Origin of the sequence: Pseudomonas sp. Leaf127 (genome assembly GCF_001423155.1) — a bacterium.
Classification (GTDB): Bacteria; Pseudomonadota; Gammaproteobacteria; order Pseudomonadales; family Pseudomonadaceae; genus Aquipseudomonas; species Aquipseudomonas ovata.
Genome location: NZ_LMOA01000001.1, coordinates 42,206 through 65,176 on the forward strand (window position 1 = coordinate 42,206; position 22,971 = coordinate 65,176).

Here is a 22,971-nt window from a genome sequence, read left to right on the forward strand (position 1 = left end):
GCAGCCTGCTTGAAGCGGTGTCAGCTGGCGCGATGAACGTTTGACAGGTTCTTGTTGACCTTGGGGTTCTTGCGGTAGATCAGTGCCATCTTGCCGATGACCTGCACCAGTTCCGCAGACCCTGTCTTGCACAGGCCGGCAATGGCTTGCAGACGGCTTTCGCGGTCCAGAACGTTGACCTTGACCTTGATCAGTTCGTGATCGCTCAGTGCGCGCTCCAGTTCGGCGAGCACACCTTCGGTCAATCCGTTGTCTGCCACGATCAAAACCGGTTTCAGATGGTGGCCAATGGATTTGTACTGTTTCTTCTGCTCTTGAGTGAGCGGCATAATGACCCCTGCGTCTGGTCTGGTAAAAACGGCGGCCAGTTTACCCGAGCGAGTCGGGGACCGCCCTATTAATCGTGACCCGTTTATTTTCGAGGTGCCCAGTGAAGCCTTCCAAGTCCAGCCAGAATTGGCTGAAAGAACATTTCGACGACAAATACGTGAAGATGGCGCAAAAGGACGGCTACCGTTCGCGCGCCAGCTACAAGCTTCTGGAAATCCAGGAGAAGGACAAGATCATCCGTCCGGGCATGACCGTGGTCGACCTGGGCGCCGCGCCCGGCGGCTGGTCGCAGGTGACCAGCCGGCTGATCGGCGGGCAGGGCCGGCTGATTGCCTCGGACATTCTGGAGATGGACGCCATCGGTGATGTCACCTTCATTCAGGGCGACTTCACCGAAGACGCCGTGCTGACGCAAATCCTCGAGGCGGTCGGTAATACACAGGTAGACCTTGTGATTTCCGATATGGCCCCCAATATGAGTGGATTGAGTGCGGTCGACATGCCGCGCGCCATGTTTCTCTGCGAACTGGCACTGGACCTGGCAGGTCGTATCTTGCGACCAGGCGGGGATTTTCTGATCAAGATCTTCCAGGGCGAAGGCTTCGACGTCTATCACAAGGACGTTCGCCGCCTGTTCGACAAGGTGCAGATGCGCAAGCCGCTGTCGTCACGCGACAGGTCTCGCGAGCAGTATTTGCTGGCCCGTGGTTTCCGTGGCATTGAAGGCTCGGCCAGCATCGAGCGTTTTTGAGGTCTGGCGATAGCTTTTTTCAAATGGCATGAAAGTGCCGCCTGAACGAACATCGCGTAGCTAAAGTTTCACAAAGGGTTACAGACGGCGCCTGCCACAGCTGTGGGTTCTGTAGTAAGTTAGGGCGGTGATTATCATGCGAGGCACGCTTGCGGCGTGGAGCTTGCTTCAGAGGGTAGCTAATTGAACGATATGGCAAAGAATTTGATCTTGTGGTTGATCATCGCGGCTGTCCTGGTGACGGTGATGAACAACTTCTCCAGCCCGAACGAACCGCAGACCCTCAACTATTCCGAATTCATCCAGCAGGTGAAGGACGGCAAGGTCGAGAAGGTCTCCGTGGACGGCTACGTCATCACCGGCAAGCGCAGTGACGGCGACACCTTCAAGACCATCCGTCCGGCAATCCAGGACAACGGCCTGATTGGCGACCTGGTCGACAACAACGTCGTGGTCGAGGGCAAGCAGCCCGAGCAGCAGAGTATCTGGACCCAGTTGCTGGTCGCCAGCTTCCCGATCCTGGTGATCATCGCGGTGTTCATGTTCTTCATGCGCCAGATGCAGGGCGGTGCCGGCGGCAAGGGCGGGCCCATGAGCTTTGGCAAGAGCAAGGCGCGCCTGCTGTCCGAAGACCAGGTCAAGACGACCCTGGCCGACGTGGCCGGGTGTGACGAGGCCAAGGAGGAAGTCGGCGAACTGGTCGAGTTCCTGCGTGATCCGGGCAAGTTCCAGCGCCTGGGTGGCCGTATCCCGCGTGGCGTGCTGATGGTCGGTCCTCCGGGCACCGGCAAGACGCTGCTGGCCAAGGCCATCGCCGGTGAGGCGAAAGTGCCGTTCTTTACCATCTCCGGTTCGGACTTCGTCGAGATGTTCGTCGGTGTCGGTGCCAGCCGTGTGCGCGACATGTTCGAGCAGGCCAAGAAGCACGCGCCGTGCATCATCTTCATCGACGAAATCGATGCCGTGGGTCGCCATCGTGGCGCCGGCATGGGTGGCGGTCACGACGAGCGCGAGCAGACCCTCAACCAGTTGCTGGTCGAGATGGACGGCTTCGAAGTCAACGACGGCATCATTGTCATTGCCGCCACCAACCGTCCCGACGTACTGGACCCTGCGCTGCTGCGTCCTGGTCGCTTCGACCGCCAGGTGGTGGTCGGCCTGCCGGACATCCGTGGTCGCGAGCAGATCCTCAAGGTTCACATGCGCAAGGTGCCGATGGGCGAGGACGTCCAGCCTGCCGTCATTGCACGTGGTACACCGGGCTTCTCCGGTGCCGACCTGGCCAACCTGGTCAACGAGGCCTCGTTGTTTGCGGCCCGCAACGGCAAGCGCCTGGTCGAGATGAAAGAGTTCGAACTGGCCAAAGACAAGATCATGATGGGCGCCGAGCGCAAGACCATGGTCATGTCCGAGAAAGAAAAGCAGAACACCGCCTATCACGAGGCCGGCCATGCCATCGTCGGTCGCCTGGTACCTGAGCACGATCCGGTCTACAAGGTCTCGATCATTCCGCGCGGTCGTGCGCTGGGTGTGACCATGTTCCTGCCCGAAGAAGATCGCTACAGCCTGTCCAAGCGTGCGTTGAACAGCCAGATCTGCTCGCTGTACGGTGGCCGTATCGCCGAAGAGATGACCCTGGGCTTCGATGGCGTCACCACGGGTGCGTCCAACGACATCATGCGTGCCAGCCAGATCGCCCGGAACATGGTGACCAAGTGGGGTCTGTCCGAGAAACTCGGCCCGCTGATGTACACCGAAGACGAAGATTCCGGCTTCCTGGGTCGCGGTTCGAGCCAGAACACCAGCTTCTCCGGTGACACGGCCAAGCTGATCGACTCCGAGGTGCGCAGCATCATCGACCATTGCTACGACACGGCCCGGCAGCTGCTGACCGACAACCGTGACAAGCTCGATGCAATGGCTGAAGCCCTGATGAAGTACGAGACCATCGATGCCGACCAGATCGACGACATCATGTCCGGTCGTCCGCCACGTGAGCCGCGTGACTGGGAAGGCGGTTCGGGCACCAAGGGTACGCCCATTGCGCCTGATTCGCGTCCTGAAGCCCCTATAGGCGGCCCTGCCGCTGACCATTAAGGCCTGACATGACTGTTGCGCCGTACCCGACCCGGTTGCCTTGCGGCAACCGGGTTCTTGATCTGGCCCGGACGCATGTCATGGGCATCCTCAATGCGACCCCTGATTCCTTTTCTGACGGTGGGCGCTACGCCAGGCTCGACGCTGCGATGCAGCATGCCGAGAGCATGGTGCGTGCCGGCGCGACCCTGATTGACATCGGCGGTGAGTCGACCCGCCCCGGCGCTGCCGTGGTGTCCGTCGATCAGGAGCTGGAGCGGGTTGCGCCGCTGGTCGAGCGTATTGCCTGCGAGCTGGACGTCATCATCTCGGTCGATACCTCGACGCCTGAAGTCATTCGTGAGACGGCCAGGCTGGGTGCGGGCCTGATCAATGATGTCCGCTCATTGCGGCGTCCAGGTGCCTTGCAGGCGGCTGCACAGACCGGTTTGCCCGTCTGCCTGATGCACATGCTCGGTGAGCCTGGCGACATGCAGGACAATCCACGGTATGAAAACCTGCTGGGCGAGGTGGCCGGCTTTCTGGCGTCACGCATGGCTGAATGTGCGGCAGCCGGAATCGGTGCCGAACGTATCATCCTGGATCCCGGTTTTGGTTTCGCCAAGACCGTCGAGCACAATCTCAGCCTGTTCCGGCATATGGAAGTCCTTCATGCCTTGGGAAGGCCCTTGTTGGTCGGGGTCTCGCGCAAGAGTATGATCGGCGCCGTACTGGAACGTCCCGTGGGCGAGCGCCTGTATGGCGGTCTGGCCCTGGCGGCCCTGGCAATGACCAAGGGCGCAAGAATCCTGCGCGTGCATGATGTTGCTGAAACAGTCGATGTCATACGCATGATCGCAGCTGTCGAGTCGGCAGAATAAGAACACGGTGGAGCCCCATGAGTAACAGAAAATATTTCGGCACCGACGGCATTCGCGGTCGTGTGGGTCAGTACCCTATTACCCCTGATTTCATGCTCAAGCTGGGCTGGGCGGCCGGTATGGCTTTTCGCCGCCTGGGCGCCTGCCGCATTCTGGTGGGCAAGGACACCCGTATTTCCGGCTACATGTTCGAGTCGGCGCTGGAGGCGGGCCTGTCTGCTGCCGGTGCCGATGTCATGCTGCTCGGGCCCATGCCGACCCCGGCCATTGCCTACCTGACCCGGACTTTCCATGCCGAGGCAGGCATCGTGATCAGCGCTTCGCATAACCCGCATTACGACAACGGCATCAAGTTCTTCTCGGGGCAGGGGACCAAGCTGCCCGACGAGATCGAGCTGATGATCGAGGAGTTGCTCGATGCGCCGATGACGGTTGCCGAATCGGACAAGCTCGGCAAGGTGTCGCGCATCAACGACGCGGCGGGTCGCTACATTGAGTTCTGCAAGAGCAGCGTGCCGACCAGCACCAGTTTTGCCGGTCTCAAGCTGGTGGTCGATTGCGCGCACGGGGCGACCTACAAGATTGCGCCCAATGTGTTTCGTGAGCTGGGTGCGCAGGTTCATGTGCTGGCGGCGCAGCCCAATGGCCTGAACATCAACGAGGCGTGTGGCTCGACCCACCTTGAGGCGGTACAGGCCGCTGTGGTGGCTGAAAAGGCCGATCTGGGCATTGCCTTCGATGGCGATGGCGACCGGGTGCTGATGGTCGATCACACCGGTGCGGTTGTCGACGGTGATGAGCTGATGTACATCATTGCGCGTGACCTGCACGAGCGCGACCGTCTTAATGGCGGCGTGGTCGGGACGCTCATGAGCAACCTGGGGCTGGAGCTGGGGCTTGCCGAGCTGGGCATCCCGTTCGTGCGCGCCAATGTCGGTGACCGTTATGTGATCGCCGAAATGCTTGAGCGTAACTGGCAGCTGGGTGGCGAAAACTCCGGGCACGTCGTGTGCCTGCAGCACACCACCACGGGTGATGCGATCATTGCGGCCTTGCAGGTGCTGATGGCCCTGCGCCGCAGCGGCAAGAGCCTGGCCGAGGCCCGCCAGGCGCTGCGCAAATGCCCGCAGGTGCTGATCAACGTGCGCTTTGCCGGTGGTGTCGACCCTGTGGCCCATCCGGCCGTGCAGGAGGCTTGTGCGCGCGTGACCGCTGAAATGGCCGGGCGTGGGCGGGTCCTGCTGCGCAAGTCCGGGACCGAGCCGCTGGTGCGGGTCATGGTCGAAGGCGAAGACGAAAAGCAGGTGCGTGGCTACGCCGAGGCACTGGCAAAACTGGTTAATGAAGTTTGTGCCTGATACGGCTTGCCAGCCTTTGAAGTGTTGGGTAACATCTGCGCCCACTTTGACCGACGAGGTACAGCATGCGTCGCACGATGGTAGCTGGTAACTGGAAAATGCACGGTACCCGCGCCAGCGTCGCTGAGCTGATCGACGGGCTGGCGAAACAGACTCTGCCTGGCAGTGTCGACATCGCTGTGTTTCCCTCGAGTCTGCATGTGGGTCAGGTGGTCAACGGCCTTCAGGGTGCGTCGATTGCCGTAGGTGCACAGGATGCAGCCGTACAGGCGGATCAAGGTGCGCTGACTGGCGAGATTGCGTCGAGCCAGCTGGTTGATGCCGGTTGCAAGCTGGTGCTGGTAGGGCATTCCGAGCGTCGCCTGTTGCTGGGTGAATCGGATGAGGTCCTGAACCGCAAGTTTGCTGCCGTTCAATCGGCAGGCATGACGCCTGTGCTGTGTATTGGGGAAACCCTGGAGCAGCGCGAGGCGAAGCAAACCCTTGAAGTGGTCGGGCAGCAGCTTGACAGCGTCATCAAGGCGTTTGGTATTCAGGCGCTGGTCAATGCGGTTGTTGCCTATGAGCCTGTATGGGCCATTGGTACCGGGTTGACCGCCACGCCTGAGCAGGCGCAGGAAGTGCACGCAGCAATTCGTGCGCAGCTGGCAAAAGAAGATTCCGAAGTCGCGCAAGGTGTGCGGCTTCTATATGGCGGCAGCGTCAAGGCGGCCAATGCGGCCGAGTTGTTCAGCATGCCGGATATCGATGGGGGGCTTGTGGGTGGCGCCTCCCTGAATGCAGATGAATTCGGTGCGATCTGTCGCGCCGCGGGAAACTGAAAAAATGCTGGAAACAGTCGTAGTCGTTTTTCATCTGCTGGGTGCACTGGGTGTTGTTGCCCTGGTTCTGATGCAGCAGGGTAAAGGTGCAGAGGCTGGAGCGTCTTTTGGTGCGGGTGCATCAAATACTGTCTTCGGAGGCCAAGGAAGTGCTACCTTTCTGAGTAAGTTTACTGCTATACTTGCAGCCTGTTTTTTCATAACTAGCTTGGGCTTAGGCTACTTTGCTAAAGAAAAAGCTCAGCAGTTTGATCAGGTCGGTTTGCCAGATCCAGCTGTGATGGAAATCAAGCAGAAGCCAGCATCCGATGATGTGCCAATGCTTGAAGGTCAGAAGCCAGCAGCCACGCCTGCTGATGTTCCTGCCGCTCCAGAGCAGAAGTAAAAAAGAGTTCAGGCGATGTGTGTAGAGGTCGCCAAAGAGTTGTAATGCCGAGGTGGTGGAATTGGTAGACACGCAACCTTGAGGTGGTTGTGCCCGTAGGGTGTAGGGGTTCGAGTCCCCTTCTCGGTACCATTTAGCAAGAGAGCCCGCATCAGCGGGCTTTCTTGCGCTCGGGATGTTCGATTGACCTGTCAAGGTATCGGTCGTATAATCCGGGCCCAGCTTTGTCGCGGGGTGGAGCAGTCTGGTAGCTCGTCGGGCTCATAACCCGAAGGTCGTTGGTTCAAATCCAGCCCCCGCAACCAGTTTTAGCAGAGCCCCTTTTAAGGGGCTTTTTGCTAGCTGTACAGAACATGACACCGGTGTTCAGCGGTGTCTTCAGTGATGGGCTTTTGCCCATTTTTTTATTTCTAAAGCATGCACGAGGGGGTTCAGATGTCGAGCAAGCTGGAACAGTTGCAGGCCATACTGGCCCCAGTGGTTGAAGCGCTTGGCTATCAATGCTGGGGAATCGAGTTCATTTCCCAAGGCCGGCATTCGCTGCTGCGCATTTATATCGACAAAGAAAACGGCGTTCTGGTGGAAGACTGCGAAATCGTCAGTCGTCAGATCAGTGGCGTGTTGGATGTAGAAGATCCAATCAGCTCTGAGTACACCCTGGAAGTGTCGTCGCCCGGCATGGATCGTCCCCTGTTCAGCATTGAGCAGTTTGCGGCACACGCCGGCCAACAGGTAAAAATAAAATTGCGTTCCCCCTTTGACGGGCGGCGCAACTTTCAAGGCGTTCTCCGCGGGGTGGAGGAACAGGATGTCGTGGTTCAGGTCGACAGCAATGAATACCTGCTGCCGATTGACCTGATCGACAAGGCCAACATTATTCCCGCGTTTGACTGAAACGTGCCAGATGCTGCGGATCCCGCGGATCCAATGGCTTGCGAAAGGCGAGGCGTACGATGAGCAAAGAAGTACTGCTGGTAGTTGAGTCGGTATCCAATGAAAAGGGCGTACCGGCCAGTGTCATTTTTGAAGCGCTGGAGCTGGCACTCGCTACAGCGACCAAGAAGCGCTACGAAGATGAAGTGGATGTGCGTGTTGAGATCAACCGCCACACAGGTAATTATGAGACTTTCCGTCGCTGGACCGTGGTCGAAGACGAAGACCTGGACGATCCGGCACACCAATATGCGGTAGACCAGGCCCAGGCGCACAAGCCCGGTGCCGTCGCCGGTGAAGTGATCGAAGAAAAGATCGAGTCCATCGAGTTCGGCCGTATCGCTGCGCAAACGGCCAAGCAGGTCATCGTGCAGAAAGTGCGCGAGGCCGAGCGCGCCCAGGTCGTCGACGCCTACCGCGAACGACTGGGCGAAATCATTTCCGGTACTGTCAAGAAGGTCACGCGTGACAATGTCATCGTTGACCTGGGCAACAATGCCGAAGCCTTGCTGGCACGCGAAGACATCATCTCCCGTGAGACATTCCGGGTCGGTGTGCGTGTGCGGGCACTGCTGAAAGAAATTCGCACCGAAAACCGCGGCCCGCAGCTGATTCTGTCGCGTACTGCGCCAGAAATGCTGATTGAGCTTTTCCGTATCGAAGTTCCGGAAATCGCAGAAGGTCTGATCGAGGTGATGGCTGCCTCGCGTGACCCGGGCTCGCGTGCAAAAATCGCTGTTCGCTCCAAGGACAAACGCATCGACCCGCAAGGCGCCTGCATCGGCATGCGCGGTTCGCGTGTCCAGGCTGTTTCCGGCGAGCTGGGTGGCGAGCGTGTGGATATTGTGCTGTGGGACGATAACCCGGCACAGTTCGTGATCAATGCAATGTCCCCTGCTGAAGTAGCGGCAATCATCGTCGATGAAGATGCCCATGCAATGGATATCGCTGTTGGTGCGGACAACCTGGCACAAGCGATCGGCCGTGGCGGACAGAACGTTCGCCTGGCCAGTCAGTTGACCGGTTGGACGCTCAACGTGATGACCGAGTCCGATATCCAGGCCAAACAGCAGGCAGAAACCGGTGACATTCTGCGCAACTTTATCGACGAGCTGGAAGTCGATGAAGAACTGGCGCAGGTACTGGTTGATGAAGGCTTCACCAGCCTGGAAGAAATTGCCTACGTACCGTTGGAAGAAATGCTCAACATCGACGGCTTTGACGAAGATATTGTCAATGAGCTTCGCGCTCGTGCCAAGGATCGCTTGTTGACCAAAGCCATCGCTACTGAGGAAAAGCTGGCAGACGCCCATCCGGCCGAAGACCTGCTCTCGCTTGAGGGTATGGACAAGGATTTGGCGATGGAACTGGCGGTGCGCGGCGTAATTACCCGCGAAGACCTGGCCGAGCAGTCTATAGATGACCTGCTCGACATCGACGGCATTGACGATGATCGTGCCGGCAAGTTGATCATGGCCGCCCGAGCCCATTGGTTCGAGTAACAGGCGCGGCCTGAGGAGAGAAGTGCATGACGCAAGTCACGGTGAAACAACTGGCCGATGAGGTCAAAACACCGGTAGAGCGCCTGCTGCAGCAGATGCGTGAGGCAGGTCTGCCGCACACCGCCGCCGAGCAACAAGTGTCCGACAGTGAGAAGCAATCGTTGCTGACTCACTTGAAAAGCAGCCACAAGGCTAAAGTGGAAGAACCGCGCAAGATCACCTTGCAGCGCAAGACCACCAGCACCCTGCGTGTTGCCGGTAGCAAGAGCATCAGCGTTGAAGTGCGCAAGAAGAAAGTCTTCGTGCAGCGCAGCGCCGAAGAAATCGAAGCCGAGCGCAAGCGCGAGCTGGAAGAACGTCGTGCGGCAGAAAACGCAGCGCGTCAAAAAGCCGAGGCTGAAGAAGCCAAGCGTCGTGGTGACGACCCAAGCCGCCGCCAGCCTGCTGCTGCCCCGGCCGCTCAGGCTCCGGCCAGCAAGCCTGCCGAAGCGCCAGCACCTCGTGCTGCAACGCCTGAGCCGGCTCGTGAAGCATCTGGCGCGGCCAATGCCAACGGTGCCCCGGCCCCGACGACGATCGAAGTGCGCAAGCGCGAAGAGCGCCGTCCAGACAAAGCCCCTTCGCGTGGTGGCGACGACCGCACCCCGCGTGGCGATGGCGAGCGCAAAGGCGCTCCGAATCGTCCGTCGAGCAAGGACAAGGCCCCTGCAGTCCGTGTTGCTCCGCGTACCACCGATGAAGAAAGCGACGGCTTCCGCCGTGGCGGCCGCGGCAAGTCGAAGCTGAAGAAGCGCAATGCGCATGGCTTCCAGGCGCCGACCGGTCCGGTCATCCGCGACGTGGCCATTGGCGAAACCATCACCGTGGGCGAACTGGCCGCGAAGATGTCCGTCAAGGCAGCCGAAGTCATCAAGTTCATGTTCAAGATGGGCACCCCGGTGACCATCAACCAGGTGCTGGACCAGGAAACTGCCCACCTGATCGCCGAAGAGCTGGGCCACAAGGTCACGCTGGTCAGCGACAACGCCCTGGAAGAGTCCCTGGCCGAGTCCCTGAAGTTCGAAGGCGAGACGTTCTCCCGTGCGCCGGTCGTGACCGTCATGGGTCACGTTGACCACGGCAAGACGTCCCTGCTCGACTACATTCGTCGTGCCAAGGTCGCTGCTGGCGAAGCCGGTGGTATCACCCAGCACATCGGTGCCTACCACGTAGAAACCGAGCGCGGCATGGTCACCTTCCTCGACACCCCGGGTCACGCGGCGTTTACCGCCATGCGTGCTCGTGGTGCCAAGGCGACCGACATCGTGATCCTGGTGGTCGCGGCCGACGACGGCGTGATGCCGCAAACCATCGAAGCTGTTCAGCACGCCGTAGCGGCTGGCGTGCCGCTGGTGGTCGCGGTGAACAAGATCGACAAGCCGGGTGCAGACCTGGATCGCATTCGCAGCGAACTGTCGATCTACGGCGTGACGTCAGAAGAGTGGGGCGGTGATACGCCGTTCGTTCCGGTTTCCGCCAAAATGGGTACCGGTGTCGACGAACTGCTCGAAGCCGTCCTGCTGCAGGCCGAAGTCCTGGAACTCAAGGCCACGCCATCGGCGCCAGGCCGTGGTGTTGTCGTCGAATCGCGCCTGGACAAGGGCCGTGGTCCTGTCGCCACCGTTCTGGTTCAGGACGGTACGCTGCGCCAGGGCGACATGGCCCTGATCGGCTCGAATTTCGGCCGCATCCGCGCCATGCTCGACGAAAACGGCAAGCCTGTGAAGGAAGCCGGTCCGTCGATCCCGGTCGAGATTCTCGGCCTGGACGGCACACCGGAAGCCGGTGACGAGATGACCGTACTGGCTGACGAGAAGAAAGCCCGTGAAGTCGCGCTGTTCCGTCAAGGCAAGTTCCGTGAAGTCAAGCTGGCTCGCGCTCACGCCGGCAAGCTGGAAAACATCTTCGAGAACATGGGTCAGGAAGAGAAGAAGACGCTCAACATCGTCCTCAAATCCGACGTCCGTGGTTCGCTCGAGGCGCTGCAAGGTGCCCTGGGTGGTCTGGGTAACGATGAAGTGCAGGTCCGGGTCATTGGTGGCGGTGTCGGTGGTATCACCGAAAGCGACGCCAACCTGGCACTGGCCTCCAACGCTGTTCTGTTCGGCTTCAACGTGCGTGCCGATGCCGGTGCGCGCAAGATCGTCGAGCAGGAAGGTCTGGACATGCGTTACTACAACGTGATCTATGACATCATCGAAGACGTCAAGAAAGCCCTGACCGGCATGCTGGGCAGCGATGTTCGCGAGAACATCCTGGGCATCGCCGAAGTGCGTGACGTGTTCCGTTCGCCGAAGTTCGGTGCGATCGCAGGCTGCATGGTGGTTGAAGGTACGGTCTACCGTAACCGTCCGATCCGTGTACTGCGTGAAGACATCGTCATCTTCGAAGGTGAGCTGGAATCGCTGCGCCGCTTCAAGGACGACGCTGCTGAAGTGCGTAATGGCATGGAATGCGGTATCGGCGTCAAGAGCTACAACGACGTCAAGGTCGGTGACAAGATCGAAGTCTTCGAGAAGGTCCAGGTGGCTCGTAGCCTCTAAACCGCAGGCTTCGGACACGGTGCCTGGCACCGTGTCGCGAGCTGAACGCAACGCCCGGTCTGACACGCGTCAGGCCGGGCGTTTGCCGCTTTCAGACCGTCAGGGTTTGCGCCCGGGTCAGTAACAGGTATCAAGCATGGCCAAAGAATATAGCCGTACCCAACGCATCGGCGACCAGATCCAGCGCGAGCTGGCTCAACTGATCCGCCGTGAAGTCAAGGACCCGCGTGTCGGTCTGGTCACCGTCACCGCCGTGGATGTCAGCCGCGATGTCGGCCACGCCAAGATCTACGTCACCGTGATGGGCCAGGACGACGCCGAATCCATTGCGCAAAGCCTCAAGGTGCTCAACACCGCCGCCGGTTTCCTGCGCATGCAGCTGGGCCGTGAAATGAAGCTGCGCAGCGTGCCGCAACTGCATTTCCACTACGATGAAAGCGTGGTGCGTGGTGCCCACCTTTCGGCGTTGATCGAGCGTGCCGTGGCCGAAGACAGCCACCATCAGGGCGATGCCGCTTCAGACGATTCCAAGGAGTAACGGGTGGCCCAGGTCAAACGTATCCGTCGTAACGTCAGCGGGATCATCCTGCTCGACAAGCCCCTGGGGTTCACCTCCAATGCGGCCTTGCAAAAGGTGCGCTGGTTGCTCAATGCCGAGAAGGCCGGACACACCGGCAGCCTCGACCCGCTGGCCACCGGTGTCTTGCCACTGTGCTTCGGTGAGGCCACCAAGTTCTCGCAATACCTGCTCGATTCGGACAAATCCTACGAAACTGTCATGCAGTTGGGTAAGACTACGACCACCGGCGACGCTGAAGGGGACGTATTGCAAACCCGGCCCGTGACCGTTGGTCGCGCCGATATCGACGCCGTATTGCCAGGATTTCGTGGGCAAATCAGCCAGATACCGCCGATGTACTCGGCGCTCAAGCGTGATGGCCAGCCCTTGTACAAGCTGGCGCGTGCAGGGGAAGTAGTGGAGCGCGAGGCGCGTTCTGTTACTATTGCGCGCCTGGAATTGCTGGCGAGCGAAGGCGAGACCGCCACACTGTCCGTCGATTGCAGCAAAGGCACCTATATCCGTACCCTGGTGGAAGATATTGGTGAGCAACTGGGCTGCGGTGCCTATGTGGCGCAACTGCGCCGTACCCAGGCCGGCCCGTTCACGCTGGCCCAGACGGTGACGCTCGAAGAACTCGAGCAGGCCCATGCCGAAGGCGGCAACGAAGCGATCGACCGCTTCCTGATGCCCTCCGACAGCGGCTTGCAAGACTGGCCACTGCTGCAGTTTTCCGAACACAGTTCGTTCTACTGGTTGCACGGGCAGCCCGTGAGAGCCCCGGATGCGCCGAAATTCGGTATGGTCCGGGTGCAGGATCATGAAGGACGCTTCATCGGAATCGGTGAAGTAAGCGATGATGGGCGCATTGCGCCGCGTCGGCTGATTCGGTCGGAATGACCGAAAACCCGCGCAACGACCGGCTTGTCCGGTCCGAGCGAGGGCGAGGGTGGCTGTCAACAGGCACGGTCACATCTCATTTTTTAATACGAGGCACTGCCCTCGGCCTGTTGGAATCGTCTTGAACAAAGGCGCTTCCTTGACATGAAGGATTGCCCACATGGCACTCAGCGTTGAAGATAAAGCTCAAATCGTAACCGACTACCAGCAAGCTCCAGGTGATACTGGTTCGCCAGAAGTGCAAGTTGCACTGCTGACCGCCAACATCAACAAGCTGCAGGGTCACTTCAAGGCCAACGGTAAAGATCACCACTCCCGTCGTGGTCTGATCCGCATGGTAAACCAGCGTCGCAAGCTGCTGGACTACCTGAAGGGTAAAGATGTCAGCCGTTACAGCGCCCTGATCGGTCGTCTGGGCCTGCGTCGCTAATTGCGATGTGGCACGTCTCCTGTTCCGGCCCGTGTGGTTCTTTTCGATGATGTCGCTTGCCGAGGCTGGCAATCGCAGATGAGATCCGAAACGCATGGGCGGTCAGGAATCTGAGGTTGGTTGTCTGTCAGGCTCACCGGTTTAACCGGTGAACCAGGCAGGCTTCCAGCCTCAAGTTTTATCTGGAGCCTGATCGGGGCCGACTCCCCGCCCGGCCCAAGAATTCGCAAGAAACCAGTTCCCCCAAAGTCAACAAAGAAGGTAGGAAACCGTGAACCCGGTAATCAAGAAGTTTCAATTCGGTCAGTCGACCGTAACCCTGGAGACAGGCCGTATTGCCCGCCAGGCTTCCGGCGCCGTCCTGGTCACCGTTGATGACGACGTCAGCGTGCTGGTCACTGTCGTGGGTGCCAAGCAGGCAGACCCGGGCAAGGGCTTCTTCCCGCTGTCCGTGCACTACCAGGAAAAAACCTACGCCGCCGGCAAGATCCCTGGCGGTTTCTTCAAGCGTGAAGGCCGTCCTTCCGAGAAGGAAACCCTGACTTCGCGACTGATCGACCGTCCGATCCGTCCGCTGTTCCCTGAAGGCTTCATGAACGAAGTCCAGGTTGTCTGCACCGTCGTTTCGACCAGCAAGAAGACCGATCCGGACATCGCGGCGATGATCGGCACCTCGGCCGCCCTGGCCATCTCCGGCATTCCTTTCGACGGTCCTGTTGGCGCCGCCCGTGTCGCGTTCCATGAAAGCACCGGCTACCTGCTGAACCCGACCTACGAGCAACTGCAGGCTTCGAGCCTGGACATGGTCGTGGCCGGTACCTCCGAAGCCGTACTGATGGTCGAATCCGAAGCCAAAGAGCTGACCGAAGACCAGATGCTGGGCGCCGTCCTGTTCGCCCATGACGAGTTCCAGGTGGTGATCAACGCCGTCAAGGAACTGGCCGCCGAAGCCGCCAAGCCGTTGTGGAACTGGCAGCCAAAGCCGGAAGCCACCGAGCTGCTGGGCGCCATCCGTGCCGAGTTCGGCGACGCGATCTCCGACGCCTACACCATCACCGTCAAGGCTGACCGCTATGCACGCCTGGGCGAACTGCGCGAGCAGATCGTGGCCAAGCTGGCTGTGGAAGAGGGCAGCCCGTCTGCCAGCGAAATCAAGGCCGCCTTCGGCGAAATCGAATACCGCACCGTGCGCGAGAACATCGTCAACGGCAAGCCGCGTATCGATGGCCGTGACACCCGCACTGTGCGCCCGCTGAACATCGAAGTCGGCGTGCTGCCGAAGACCCACGGTTCGGCCCTGTTCACCCGTGGCGAAACCCAGGCCCTGGTTGTTGCAACCCTGGGTACTGCCCGCGACGCACAGTTGCTCGACACCCTTGAAGGCGAGAAGAAAGACGCCTTCATGCTGCACTACAACTTCCCGCCGTTCTCGGTCGGTGAGTGTGGTCGCATGGGCGGCGCCGGTCGCCGTGAAATCGGTCACGGCCGTCTGGCCCGTCGCAGCGTCCAGGCCATGCTGCCAAGCGCTGACGAGTTCCCGTACACCATCCGCGTGGTTTCGGAAATCACCGAGTCCAACGGTTCGAGCTCGATGGCGTCGGTCTGCGGTGCTTCGCTGGCCCTGATGGACGCCGGTGTGCCGGTCAAGGCACCCGTGGCCGGTATCGCCATGGGCCTGGTCAAGGAAGGTGGCAAGTTCGCCGTCCTGACCGACATCCTGGGTGACGAAGACCACCTGGGCGACATGGACTTCAAGGTCGCCGGTACGGCCAAGGGTGTCACTGCGCTGCAGATGGACATCAAGATCAAGGGCATCACCGAAGAGATCATGGAGATCGCCCTGGGCCAGGCCCTGGAAGCTCGCCTGAACATTCTCGGCCAGATGAACCAGATCATCGGTCAGGCCCGCAGCGAACTGTCGGCCAACGCGCCGACCATGATCGCGATGAAGATCGACACCGACAAGATCCGTGACGTCATCGGCAAGGGCGGCGCCACCATCCGCGCCATCTGCGAAGAAACCAAGGCGTCGATCGACATCGAAGACGACGGCACTATCAAGATCTTCGGTGAAACCAAGGAAGCGGCCGAGGCTGCTCGCCAGCGCGTCCTGGGCATCACTGCAGAGGCCGAGATCGGCAAGATCTACGTCGGCAAGGTCGAGCGCATCGTCGACTTCGGCGCCTTCGTCAACATCCTGCCGGGCAAGGACGGTCTGGTTCACATCTCGATGCTGAGCGACGCTCGGGTCGAAAAAGTGACCGACATCCTGAAAGAAGGCCAGGAAGTCGAAGTGCTGGTACTGGACGTGGACAACCGCGGCCGTATCAAGCTGTCGATCAAGGACGTGGCGGCTGCCAAGGCTTCCGGCGTCTGATGTAACCCTGCCAGCCGGCGTCGTCGTGACGCCGGGCTGTCTGAAAAATCCGCAGGCCGGCAATGGCTGCGGATTTTTTTATGGGTATTTTTCGGCGGTCTACAAGGTGATCGGCGCCACGGTCTGTGTGGTGGCTACGTGCCTTCGGGAAAACTTGCAACTTGCATGCGTGCACGACAGCGAAACGGGCAAACTGCACGATCATCAGTTTTTCACTATTTGTTAACTAATTGATTTATATAAGTTTTATAAGCAATTCAAAGCTGGCACAGCGCTTGCGATATACCTGTTAACCCTGCGAAGTGATGCTTACGCAGTTTTTGAGAAAAACAGGAGTTATCGTATGAAGAAGTTCGCTATCGCTGCTGCCACTGCCCTGACTCTGACCATGGCCGGTGGTGCATTCGCCCAGACCGCCAACCAGGCTACCCAGGCGCCCATCATGCTGGCCGCCAACGACACCGTTGACAATGCCAAGCAAGAAGGCAGCGACACCTGGATCACCACCAAGGTCAAGGCTGACCTGCTGACCGAAAAAGGCATTCCAGGCTCGGACATCGAAGTTGAAACCAACAAAGGCGTGGTCTCCCTGTCTTCGAAAGTCACCGTGACCGAAGCCCAGAAAAAGCAGGCTGTGATGATCGCCAAGAACATCAAGGGTGTTACCGCTGTTTCGGCTGACGGCCTGAAGGCTGACTAAGCAAGAATCGATGATGACCCTCTGAACGACAGCCGGGCGCCAGCAAGGTGTCCGGTTGATGAGAAGGTTCATGCGAGAGGCCACAGGGATGTGGCCATTACAGGCCCCGGCTTTCGAGTCGGGGCCTGTTCTATTGTGGGCGGCAGATAATCAGCCGCGCTTGCTCTCGATACGCACCAGGCGTCCGCCCTCGAAGCGCAGGTAGCGGTACATGCCGTGGTCGGGGCCGTAGACCCATTCCTCGATGTCGACCTGCTCGGAGCGGCGGTAGGTGCTGTTGTAGCTTTTGCGCGAGCCAAGCGTGGCCTGGCTGGCCGGCTGGCCGCATTTCTTCTGCACCTCGAAGGCGTGGTCGCCCACGCTGACCAGATGGCTGTTGCAGCGCAGGGTCGAGGCCTGTGCCAGGCCCATGCCGGCACCGGTCAATGCCATCAGCAGGGCACAACATACGAGACGGTTATTCAAAACGTGACTACTCACTGTCCAGGTGCAGGGGCGTGATCACGCGGCCATCGGGCTGTGCCTTGCCAAGCTGGGCATCGATGAAATACACCCGCTCATCCTGCAGCTTGCCCTTGTCGACCAGGTAATCCTTGATGCTGCTGGCCCGATCCTGGCCCAGCTCACGCAACAGTACCTCATTCTTGCCCCAGAACTGCAGCAATGCCTCGCGCAACTGGTTCTGGCGCTGGGCCTTGTCGAGTTGCTCCCACGGCGCCGGTGGCTGCTGCTTGAGCCGTGCCCGGTAGATGCCTTCAAGCATGGGCGCCTTTTCGTCTTCAGGCACCTCCAGCAGGCTGGCGCTGGCCGGAACCTTGTCGCCACGGCGCTGCAGGATCTTGTACCAGGTGTACTGGTATTCGCGCTCCAGGCGCTGGCGGGCCAGCAACGGCCCGTCGCTGCCGGCAGCGCTGGTGCCTTCGATTTCCAGGCGCAGGGTCGGCCGTTCGCTCAGTGCCACAGCCAGTTTGTCGAGCGCCTGGCGGGCCTCGGCAGTCAGGGTGCTGGAGCCGGGATCGAACAGGACGGTGCCCAGGTCTTGTGACCCCCCGCCGGCGACCAGGCCGCCAATGAACTTGAAGGGCGACTGTGCGGCGCGCAGCACCAGGTTGCGCAAGGTCTGCCAGACGATGGGCATGACGCTGAACTGTGGGTTGTTCAGATCGCCTTCAAGCGGCAACTCGATGGAAATGCGCCCTTCGGTGTCCTTGAGCAAGGCCACGGCCAGGCGGATCGGCAGGTCCACGGCATCGGGGCTGTCGACCTTTTCGCCCAGTTGCAGCTGCTCGACCAGCACTTTGTTCTGCGCCTTGAGCTGGCCTTGGGTGATCAGGTAATGCAGGTCCAGGTTCAAGCGACCCTTGCGAATGCGGTAGCCGGCGAACTTGCCGGAGTAGGGCGTCAGGGTGGTCAGCTCGACGCGCTTGAAGCTGGTGGCGATGTCGAGGCTGGCCATCGGGTCGAACGGGTTGACGCTGCCCTTGATGGTGACCGGCGCATAGCGGTCGACCTTGCCTTCGATATTGACCGGTGCAGGCTTGGCCAATTCGTTGTCGATGGTGCCAATGCGGCCATTGAGTTGCTGCACGGCGGTGGCAAAGTTCGGCGTCAGGGTGAAGTCAGCGAAGTACGCCGAGCCGTCCTTGATATTGATCTGGTCGACGCGGATGCCCAGTGGCTGTTCGGTGCTGGCCGTGCGTTGTTCACGCGTGGCCGGCCTGGCATCGGCCGGTTGCGGGATCAACAGGTCATCGACGTTGGTGGTGCGGTCCTCGTTGATCATGAAGCGTGCGTAGGGCTGCTGCAGGTCCACACGCCCGATCGACAGGTCCTGGCCATGGCGATAGATAAGGTTGTCGGCGGTCAGGTTTTCCCATTTGACGAAGTCGCGCTGCTTGAGCGTGTCCAGGGTGTGGAGCTGATTGACCTGAGCCTTGCCGGTGATGTCGAACGCCAGCGGTTCGGTACTGTGCAGGTCGACCGTCAGGTCGCTGCCGAACATGCCGCTGCGCAGTTCCAGGCGAATCAGCGGGCTGATATAGGCCTGGGCCACACGCAGGTCGATGTCCTGGCTGGTGATCTTCAGGCGGGCCTTGACCGGCGCCAGGTTGACCTCACCGATAGCCGTCAGCTTGCCTTGCTTGCCCAGCCCGGTGTCCAGCCGCACCTTGAAGGGCGATTTGTTCAGGCTGTCGAAATTCTGCATGTCCACATTCAGCGGCCCGACTTCCAGCATCACGGGCTCGGCGGGCACGCGGTCTGCCAGATGGACCTGATAGTCGCGCAGTTGCACATCGCGCACCAGCACCTGCCAGGGCTTGCTGGCGGCAGCCGGTTGCGCGGCAGGCTTGGCCGTGGGCTCGGCGGCTTTCGCGTCAACTTCGGGCTTGGCGGCAGGTTGGGTGCCTTTGCCGGGCGGGCTGGCGAACAGCTTCTGCCAGTCCAGTTGCCCATCGGCCTCACGCGCCGCCCAGGTTTCCAGCTTCTGGCTGCGGACCTTGCCAATCACCACCTGCTGGCGTGCCAGGTCCAGCGAACTGTCGCTGATTGCCAGTTGCTGCAGGCGCACCAGTGAGCGGCCATCGGCGGCATTGATGGCCAGGGCTGCGACGCTGGCCTGGGTATTGGTCAGTTGCAACTCGGTGTTTTTGCCCAGGCTCAGCTTGTAGGCCGTGCTCAGGCTCAGGCGACCATCCTGCAAGGCCAGCGGCACGGCATCGCGCACATAGGGCCACCAGAGTTTCATCTTGCTGTCGGTGATTTTCAGCGTGCCTTCGGAGGTGACCGGCACCAGCCCGATACGGCCCTCCCAATCGATCTGCCCGCCATCGGGACTGATCGCGACCAGCGTGGCATCGGCGGGGTCTTCGGGCAGCGTGCTGAGGTTCTTCAGTTCCAGATTGAGCGTGTCGTAGAGAAATTCGATGGGGTCGCTTGGGCGTTCATCGCGAAAGTGCAGGTAGCCATCGACCAGTTTGATGCGTTCGATGCGCAGCGCGAACGGCTCGCTGGGGGCTGCCTGTTCGGGCGCCGGTTGTGCCTCGGGCAGCTTGAACAGGCGGCTCAGGTTGAACTGGCCTTTTTTGTCGAACAGTAGCTCGGTTTTTGCCTTGACCAGCTCGACGTCGCGCAGATGCAGCGCACCGCTCCACAAGCTGTCGAGTTGCAGGTTGGCGTAGAGTTTTTCGAAACCCACCTGCTCCTTGCCCGGCATGCCGATATTCAAGCCCCAGACGGTCAGCTCAAGGCTGTACGGGTTGAGCTCCAGGCGCTCGATCCGGGCCGGCACGGTGGCGTATTCGGCCAGTTTCTGGTTGGCGATGCGCAAGGCAATGCCCGGCAGGATGAAGAACCCCAACAGGCTGTACAGCACCATGACGGCCACCAGGGCACCAATAATACGCTTCAGACTTCTGGGCATTGGAGACCGCATCTCTCTTGTCGGAGGTGCTTGGAGTATGACATGCCCATTGGGTTCACAAGCCAACGCCTTCCATGTGCGTAGGAAAATTCCTTATATTTATCGGGTCAGAACTGCAGGACCAGCGTTTTCAGCGGTGGCTGGTGGTCCATGGACGGAAAATCCTCAGCGGGCTGAATCACCTGCCATTCGCGCACGGGCCGGCCGGCCTTGCTTGCACAGCGCAACACCTGCTCGCGCCAGTCGTCCATGCTGACCCGTGCCAGATTGTTGCAGCAGATCAGCACACCGTCTTCGGCGGTGCTCAGCAGCGCAGGTTTCAGCAGGCTCTGGTAGTCGCGCAGCAGGTCGACCGTACCGAACGCGCTCTTGGCCCAGGCGGGCGGGTCGAGCAGCACCAGGTCGAACTGACGCGCTTGCAGGCGTGGGTAGTCGGGCAGTTTCTGTGCGCGTCGGGCGGTGACCGGCAGGCCGGCCATCTGGCGAATGGCCGGAAAATAGTCGGACTGAATGAACTGCATGGGCGGCAACTGCGGGTTGAGCGCCCCGTTCTCGCGACCGACCGCCAGGTTGCCTTCGGCAAAGTCCAGGTTGCAGACCTCGCTGGCGCCCCCGGCGGCGGCACTGAGCCCCACGCCGCAGGTGTAGGCGAACAGGTTCAGTACACGCTTGCCGGCGCTGTGTTGTCGCACCCATTGACGGGCATTGCGCAGGTCCAGAAACAGCAAGGGGTCCTGCCCGGCATGGCGGCCGCGCACCCGATAGTTCAGGCCGCCTTCATGGCCGACCAGGTCTTGCAGGGCCGCATCCTCGGCCTGATAGACGCTGTCCTGGCGGTCAATGCGCGAATTGCTGCCGGAGCGGTCGTTGTAGACCAGCAGCAGCGCACGTTCCAGGCGTGCCTGCACCGTGGCCTGCAGGTCGATCAGGGCATCGCGCTCCAGGCGGGTATGAAAGCTTTGCACCAGCAACTGCGGGCCGTAGCGGTCGACGGTCAGGCCGCTGGCGCCTTCCTGACTGCCGTGAAACAGTCGATAGCAGTCCGTGCCCTGGGCATGCAGTTCGGCCAGCAACGACTGACGGCGGTCGAGGGCGACGCTGAGCGCCTGATTCAGGGAAGACATGCAGGGCGCCTCGGGCAGGAATTGAGGCGCGGGAGTTTATCAGCTTGCGGGCGCTTGGCATCAGCCTGCGTGGCGGGAATTCTGTGGCAATGCGACGTTCGTGGCGTCTGCGGGGCGGCCAGGCCAATCCCGCCCCGCAGACAACAACCGGCTTTAGCGAACCACGCCATCGACCCGCTGCGTACGCAGGCGCAGGCGCCGACGGATCGCCAGGGCCACGATCAGCACCAGCACCAACAGCACGGTGAAGAAGACCGTGTTGAAGATCGGGAACGGTTCGTCACGGCTGGTGGTGGATTCGATCGCTGTCACATTGGGGAACATCGACAGGATCTGAATGCGCCAGCCGTAATAGCGGATAATTGCCAACTGTTGCGCGTCACGCGAGTAACCTTGCGCCTTGGCCTGGATATCGGCCGAGTCGAACTTGAAGTACCACGGGAAGCTCCAGCCGGTGTCCTCGTTGCGATAGACCACGACATGCTTGTTGTCCGGGTGCTCGGTGTTGATGAAATACACATCGCGTGTCGGTCCGTCTGCCGGGTTTTCGGCGTTGATCACCCCGTCGGCGTCCATGCGCTTGACCTCTACCCCGGTGATCATCACCACGTCATGACGCGGCAGCAGATAGTGAAGGCTGAGCGCGCCCACTCCGATAACCAGAACCACCACCAGCCAGATCGACCGTTTGAGCCACTTCATGTCATTGTTCCCCTATGAAAAATTGCGTGACTTTGCCCTAATCCGAACATCTTGAAGCAAAACAGTTATTACAAAATTCGACAAGGCCATCTGCATGGCTACAAACGACGGAGAGTTGCATGATTTGGTTCCTTGAAGGGCAATCCAGCCAGCGTGAAGTGATCATGGGTGCACGCGAGGCATTGCCGGCCTCAGTGCGCATCATTGCCTCTCACCGACAGGCCCGTCCCGAGATTACCGGGCTGGCCGACCTGGCACTGCAGGAGCCGGCGGACAACCTCGAACGCCTTGAATGGATCATCGACACCGCCCGGCAGCAAGACGTCAAGGTTGTGATCGCCGGACGCATTGGCGGTTTCTATGAAAATCATCGCCAGCGCTTCATGGAGGCCGGCCTGGACCTGGTCACCGGCGGGATGACAGCCGAGACCTTTCGCCAGGTCGATGACAAGAGCTGCTTCACCGCAGCGGCCGAGCAGGCCGGGCTACCCTGTGTGCCGGGCATTACCGTGACCGATGCCGACCAGTTGCAACGGGCTTTCGACACCCTTTCGGCCAGCGGCGAGGTGTGCATCAAGCCGACCGTAGGGATCTTTGGCCAGGGTTTCTGGCGCTTCAAGGCCGGTGTGGATGCCTTTCGCTGCTTTGCCAACCCCGATGCCCGGGAAACCAGCTTCGAAGCCTATCTGCACGCTTACCGCCAGCCAGGCGAGCGGGCGCCCATGCTGGTCATGCCTTACATGGCTGGCAGCGAGTGCTCGGTTGACCTGGTGTGCGAACAGGGCAGGGTGGTGGCCGGCGTCGGACGCCGCAAGCAGGGTCTGAACCAGACATTCGAGCGCGACAGCGCCGCGGTGCACCTGGCCATGCGTGCCGCCGAGCATTTCGGCTGCGACGGCCTGGTCAATGTGCAGACCCGTGACGACGACGCAGGCACGCCGCACCTGTTGGAAATCAACCCGCGCTATTCCGGCGGCATTGGCTACACGCGTGAAACCGGGGTCAACCTGCCGGGGATTTTTGCCACACGTCGCCTGGGCCTGAAAGAACCGGAAACATATTGGCAGGAGAATATCCGGGTCAAGGCCATCACCGTCGCTGTACGGGCTTTCGCCTGATCGTGATAATAGATTTTTGCT

20 protein-coding genes and 2 tRNA genes are annotated in these 22,971 nt (G+C 60.4%); 17 read left to right on the forward strand and 5 right to left on the reverse strand.

The window, feature by feature from the left end; translation table 11 throughout:
* Window positions 1-20 precede the first annotated feature (20 nt).
* Window positions 21-329 carry a ribosome assembly RNA-binding protein YhbY gene (gene yhbY / locus ASF84_RS00145; RefSeq protein WP_056834013.1) on the reverse strand — a complete coding sequence of 103 codons (309 nt, stop codon included), beginning with the start codon at window positions 327-329 and terminating at the stop codon, window positions 21-23.
* Window positions 330-430: 101 nt separating this feature from the next.
* Between yhbY and rlmE the strand changes: the two genes are divergently transcribed.
* From rlmE to ASF84_RS00225, 16 genes are all read left to right on the forward strand, one after another.
* Window positions 431-1,081 carry a 23S rRNA (uridine(2552)-2'-O)-methyltransferase RlmE gene (gene rlmE, locus ASF84_RS00150; protein ID WP_056834015.1) on the forward strand — a complete coding sequence of 217 codons (651 nt, stop codon included), beginning with the start codon at window positions 431-433 and terminating at the stop codon, window positions 1,079-1,081.
* Window positions 1,082-1,273: 192 nt separating this feature from the next.
* Window positions 1,274-3,178, forward strand: coding sequence for an ATP-dependent zinc metalloprotease FtsH (gene ftsH / locus ASF84_RS00155; RefSeq protein ID WP_056834018.1), 1,905 nt, complete (start codon window positions 1,274-1,276; stop codon window positions 3,176-3,178).
* Window positions 3,179-3,186: 8 nt separating this feature from the next.
* Window positions 3,187-4,038, forward strand: coding sequence for a dihydropteroate synthase (gene folP / locus ASF84_RS00160; protein ID WP_056834020.1), 852 nt, complete (start codon window positions 3,187-3,189; stop codon window positions 4,036-4,038).
* A gap of 17 nt (window positions 4,039-4,055) precedes the next feature.
* Window positions 4,056-5,396, forward strand: a complete 1,341-nt coding sequence (glmM, locus tag ASF84_RS00165; RefSeq protein WP_056834022.1) for a phosphoglucosamine mutase — start codon at window positions 4,056-4,058, stop codon at window positions 5,394-5,396.
* 65 nt (window positions 5,397-5,461) lie between these two features.
* The gene (gene tpiA, locus ASF84_RS00170; RefSeq protein ID WP_056834023.1) at window positions 5,462-6,217 is read left to right on the forward strand and encodes a triose-phosphate isomerase; all 756 of its coding nucleotides are present in this window, start codon (window positions 5,462-5,464) and stop codon (window positions 6,215-6,217) included.
* A 4-nt stretch (window positions 6,218-6,221) separates the two neighbouring features.
* Window positions 6,222-6,602 (forward strand): preprotein translocase subunit SecG, encoded by a 381-nt coding sequence (gene secG, locus ASF84_RS00175; protein WP_056834025.1) that lies wholly within the window; start codon window positions 6,222-6,224, stop codon window positions 6,600-6,602.
* Between the two features lie 46 nt (window positions 6,603-6,648).
* Window positions 6,649-6,734: transfer RNA gene (locus ASF84_RS00180), tRNA-Leu, on the forward strand.
* Between the two features lie 96 nt (window positions 6,735-6,830).
* A tRNA-Met gene (locus ASF84_RS00185) sits at window positions 6,831-6,907 on the forward strand.
* A gap of 130 nt (window positions 6,908-7,037) precedes the next feature.
* Window positions 7,038-7,496 carry a ribosome maturation factor RimP gene (gene rimP, locus ASF84_RS00190; RefSeq protein WP_056834027.1) on the forward strand — a complete coding sequence of 153 codons (459 nt, stop codon included), beginning with the start codon at window positions 7,038-7,040 and terminating at the stop codon, window positions 7,494-7,496.
* A gap of 59 nt (window positions 7,497-7,555) precedes the next feature.
* Window positions 7,556-9,037: a transcription termination factor NusA gene (gene nusA / locus ASF84_RS00195; protein WP_056834029.1), complete on the forward strand. Its 1,482-nt coding sequence runs from the start codon at window positions 7,556-7,558 to the stop codon at window positions 9,035-9,037.
* A gap of 26 nt (window positions 9,038-9,063) precedes the next feature.
* Window positions 9,064-11,619, forward strand: coding sequence for a translation initiation factor IF-2 (gene infB / locus ASF84_RS00200; protein ID WP_056834031.1), 2,556 nt, complete (start codon window positions 9,064-9,066; stop codon window positions 11,617-11,619).
* A 136-nt stretch (window positions 11,620-11,755) separates the two neighbouring features.
* Complete coding sequence (gene rbfA / locus ASF84_RS00205) at window positions 11,756-12,157, forward strand: 30S ribosome-binding factor RbfA (protein ID WP_056834033.1); 402 nt, start codon at window positions 11,756-11,758, stop codon at window positions 12,155-12,157.
* 3 nt (window positions 12,158-12,160) lie between these two features.
* Window positions 12,161-13,078, forward strand: coding sequence for a tRNA pseudouridine(55) synthase TruB (gene truB, locus ASF84_RS00210; protein WP_056834035.1), 918 nt, complete (start codon window positions 12,161-12,163; stop codon window positions 13,076-13,078).
* A 160-nt stretch (window positions 13,079-13,238) separates the two neighbouring features.
* Window positions 13,239-13,508: a 30S ribosomal protein S15 gene (gene rpsO / locus ASF84_RS00215; protein ID WP_056834037.1), complete on the forward strand. Its 270-nt coding sequence runs from the start codon at window positions 13,239-13,241 to the stop codon at window positions 13,506-13,508.
* Between the two features lie 271 nt (window positions 13,509-13,779).
* The gene (gene pnp / locus ASF84_RS00220; protein WP_056834039.1) at window positions 13,780-15,885 is read left to right on the forward strand and encodes a polyribonucleotide nucleotidyltransferase; all 2,106 of its coding nucleotides are present in this window, start codon (window positions 13,780-13,782) and stop codon (window positions 15,883-15,885) included.
* Between the two features lie 343 nt (window positions 15,886-16,228).
* Complete coding sequence (locus ASF84_RS00225) at window positions 16,229-16,585, forward strand: BON domain-containing protein (protein ID WP_056834041.1); 357 nt, start codon at window positions 16,229-16,231, stop codon at window positions 16,583-16,585.
* Window positions 16,586-16,735: 150 nt separating this feature from the next.
* Here the strand turns inward: ASF84_RS00225 and ASF84_RS00230 are convergent, their stop codons facing one another.
* The 4 genes from ASF84_RS00230 to ASF84_RS00245 form a co-directional block, all read right to left on the reverse strand.
* Entirely contained in the window at window positions 16,736-17,017 is a 282-nt protein-coding gene (locus ASF84_RS00230; protein WP_056834043.1) for a DUF2845 domain-containing protein, read from the reverse strand.
* Window positions 17,018-17,057: 40 nt separating this feature from the next.
* Window positions 17,058-20,006 (reverse strand): DUF748 domain-containing protein, encoded by a 2,949-nt coding sequence (locus ASF84_RS00235; protein ID WP_056834045.1) that lies wholly within the window; start codon window positions 20,004-20,006, stop codon window positions 17,058-17,060.
* A gap of 107 nt (window positions 20,007-20,113) precedes the next feature.
* On the reverse strand, window positions 20,114-21,130 hold the full coding sequence (locus ASF84_RS00240; RefSeq protein WP_056834047.1) for a class I SAM-dependent rRNA methyltransferase: 1,017 nt from the start codon (window positions 21,128-21,130) through the stop codon (window positions 20,114-20,116).
* A gap of 153 nt (window positions 21,131-21,283) precedes the next feature.
* Window positions 21,284-21,832 carry a DUF1523 family protein gene (locus tag ASF84_RS00245; protein WP_056834049.1) on the reverse strand — a complete coding sequence of 183 codons (549 nt, stop codon included), beginning with the start codon at window positions 21,830-21,832 and terminating at the stop codon, window positions 21,284-21,286.
* Window positions 21,833-21,951: 119 nt separating this feature from the next.
* Here ASF84_RS00245 and ASF84_RS00250 point away from each other — a divergent pair, with 119 nt between their 5' ends.
* Entirely contained in the window at window positions 21,952-22,950 is a 999-nt protein-coding gene (locus tag ASF84_RS00250) for an ATP-grasp domain-containing protein (protein WP_056834051.1), read from the forward strand.
* Window positions 22,951-22,971: the final 21 nt, after the last annotated feature.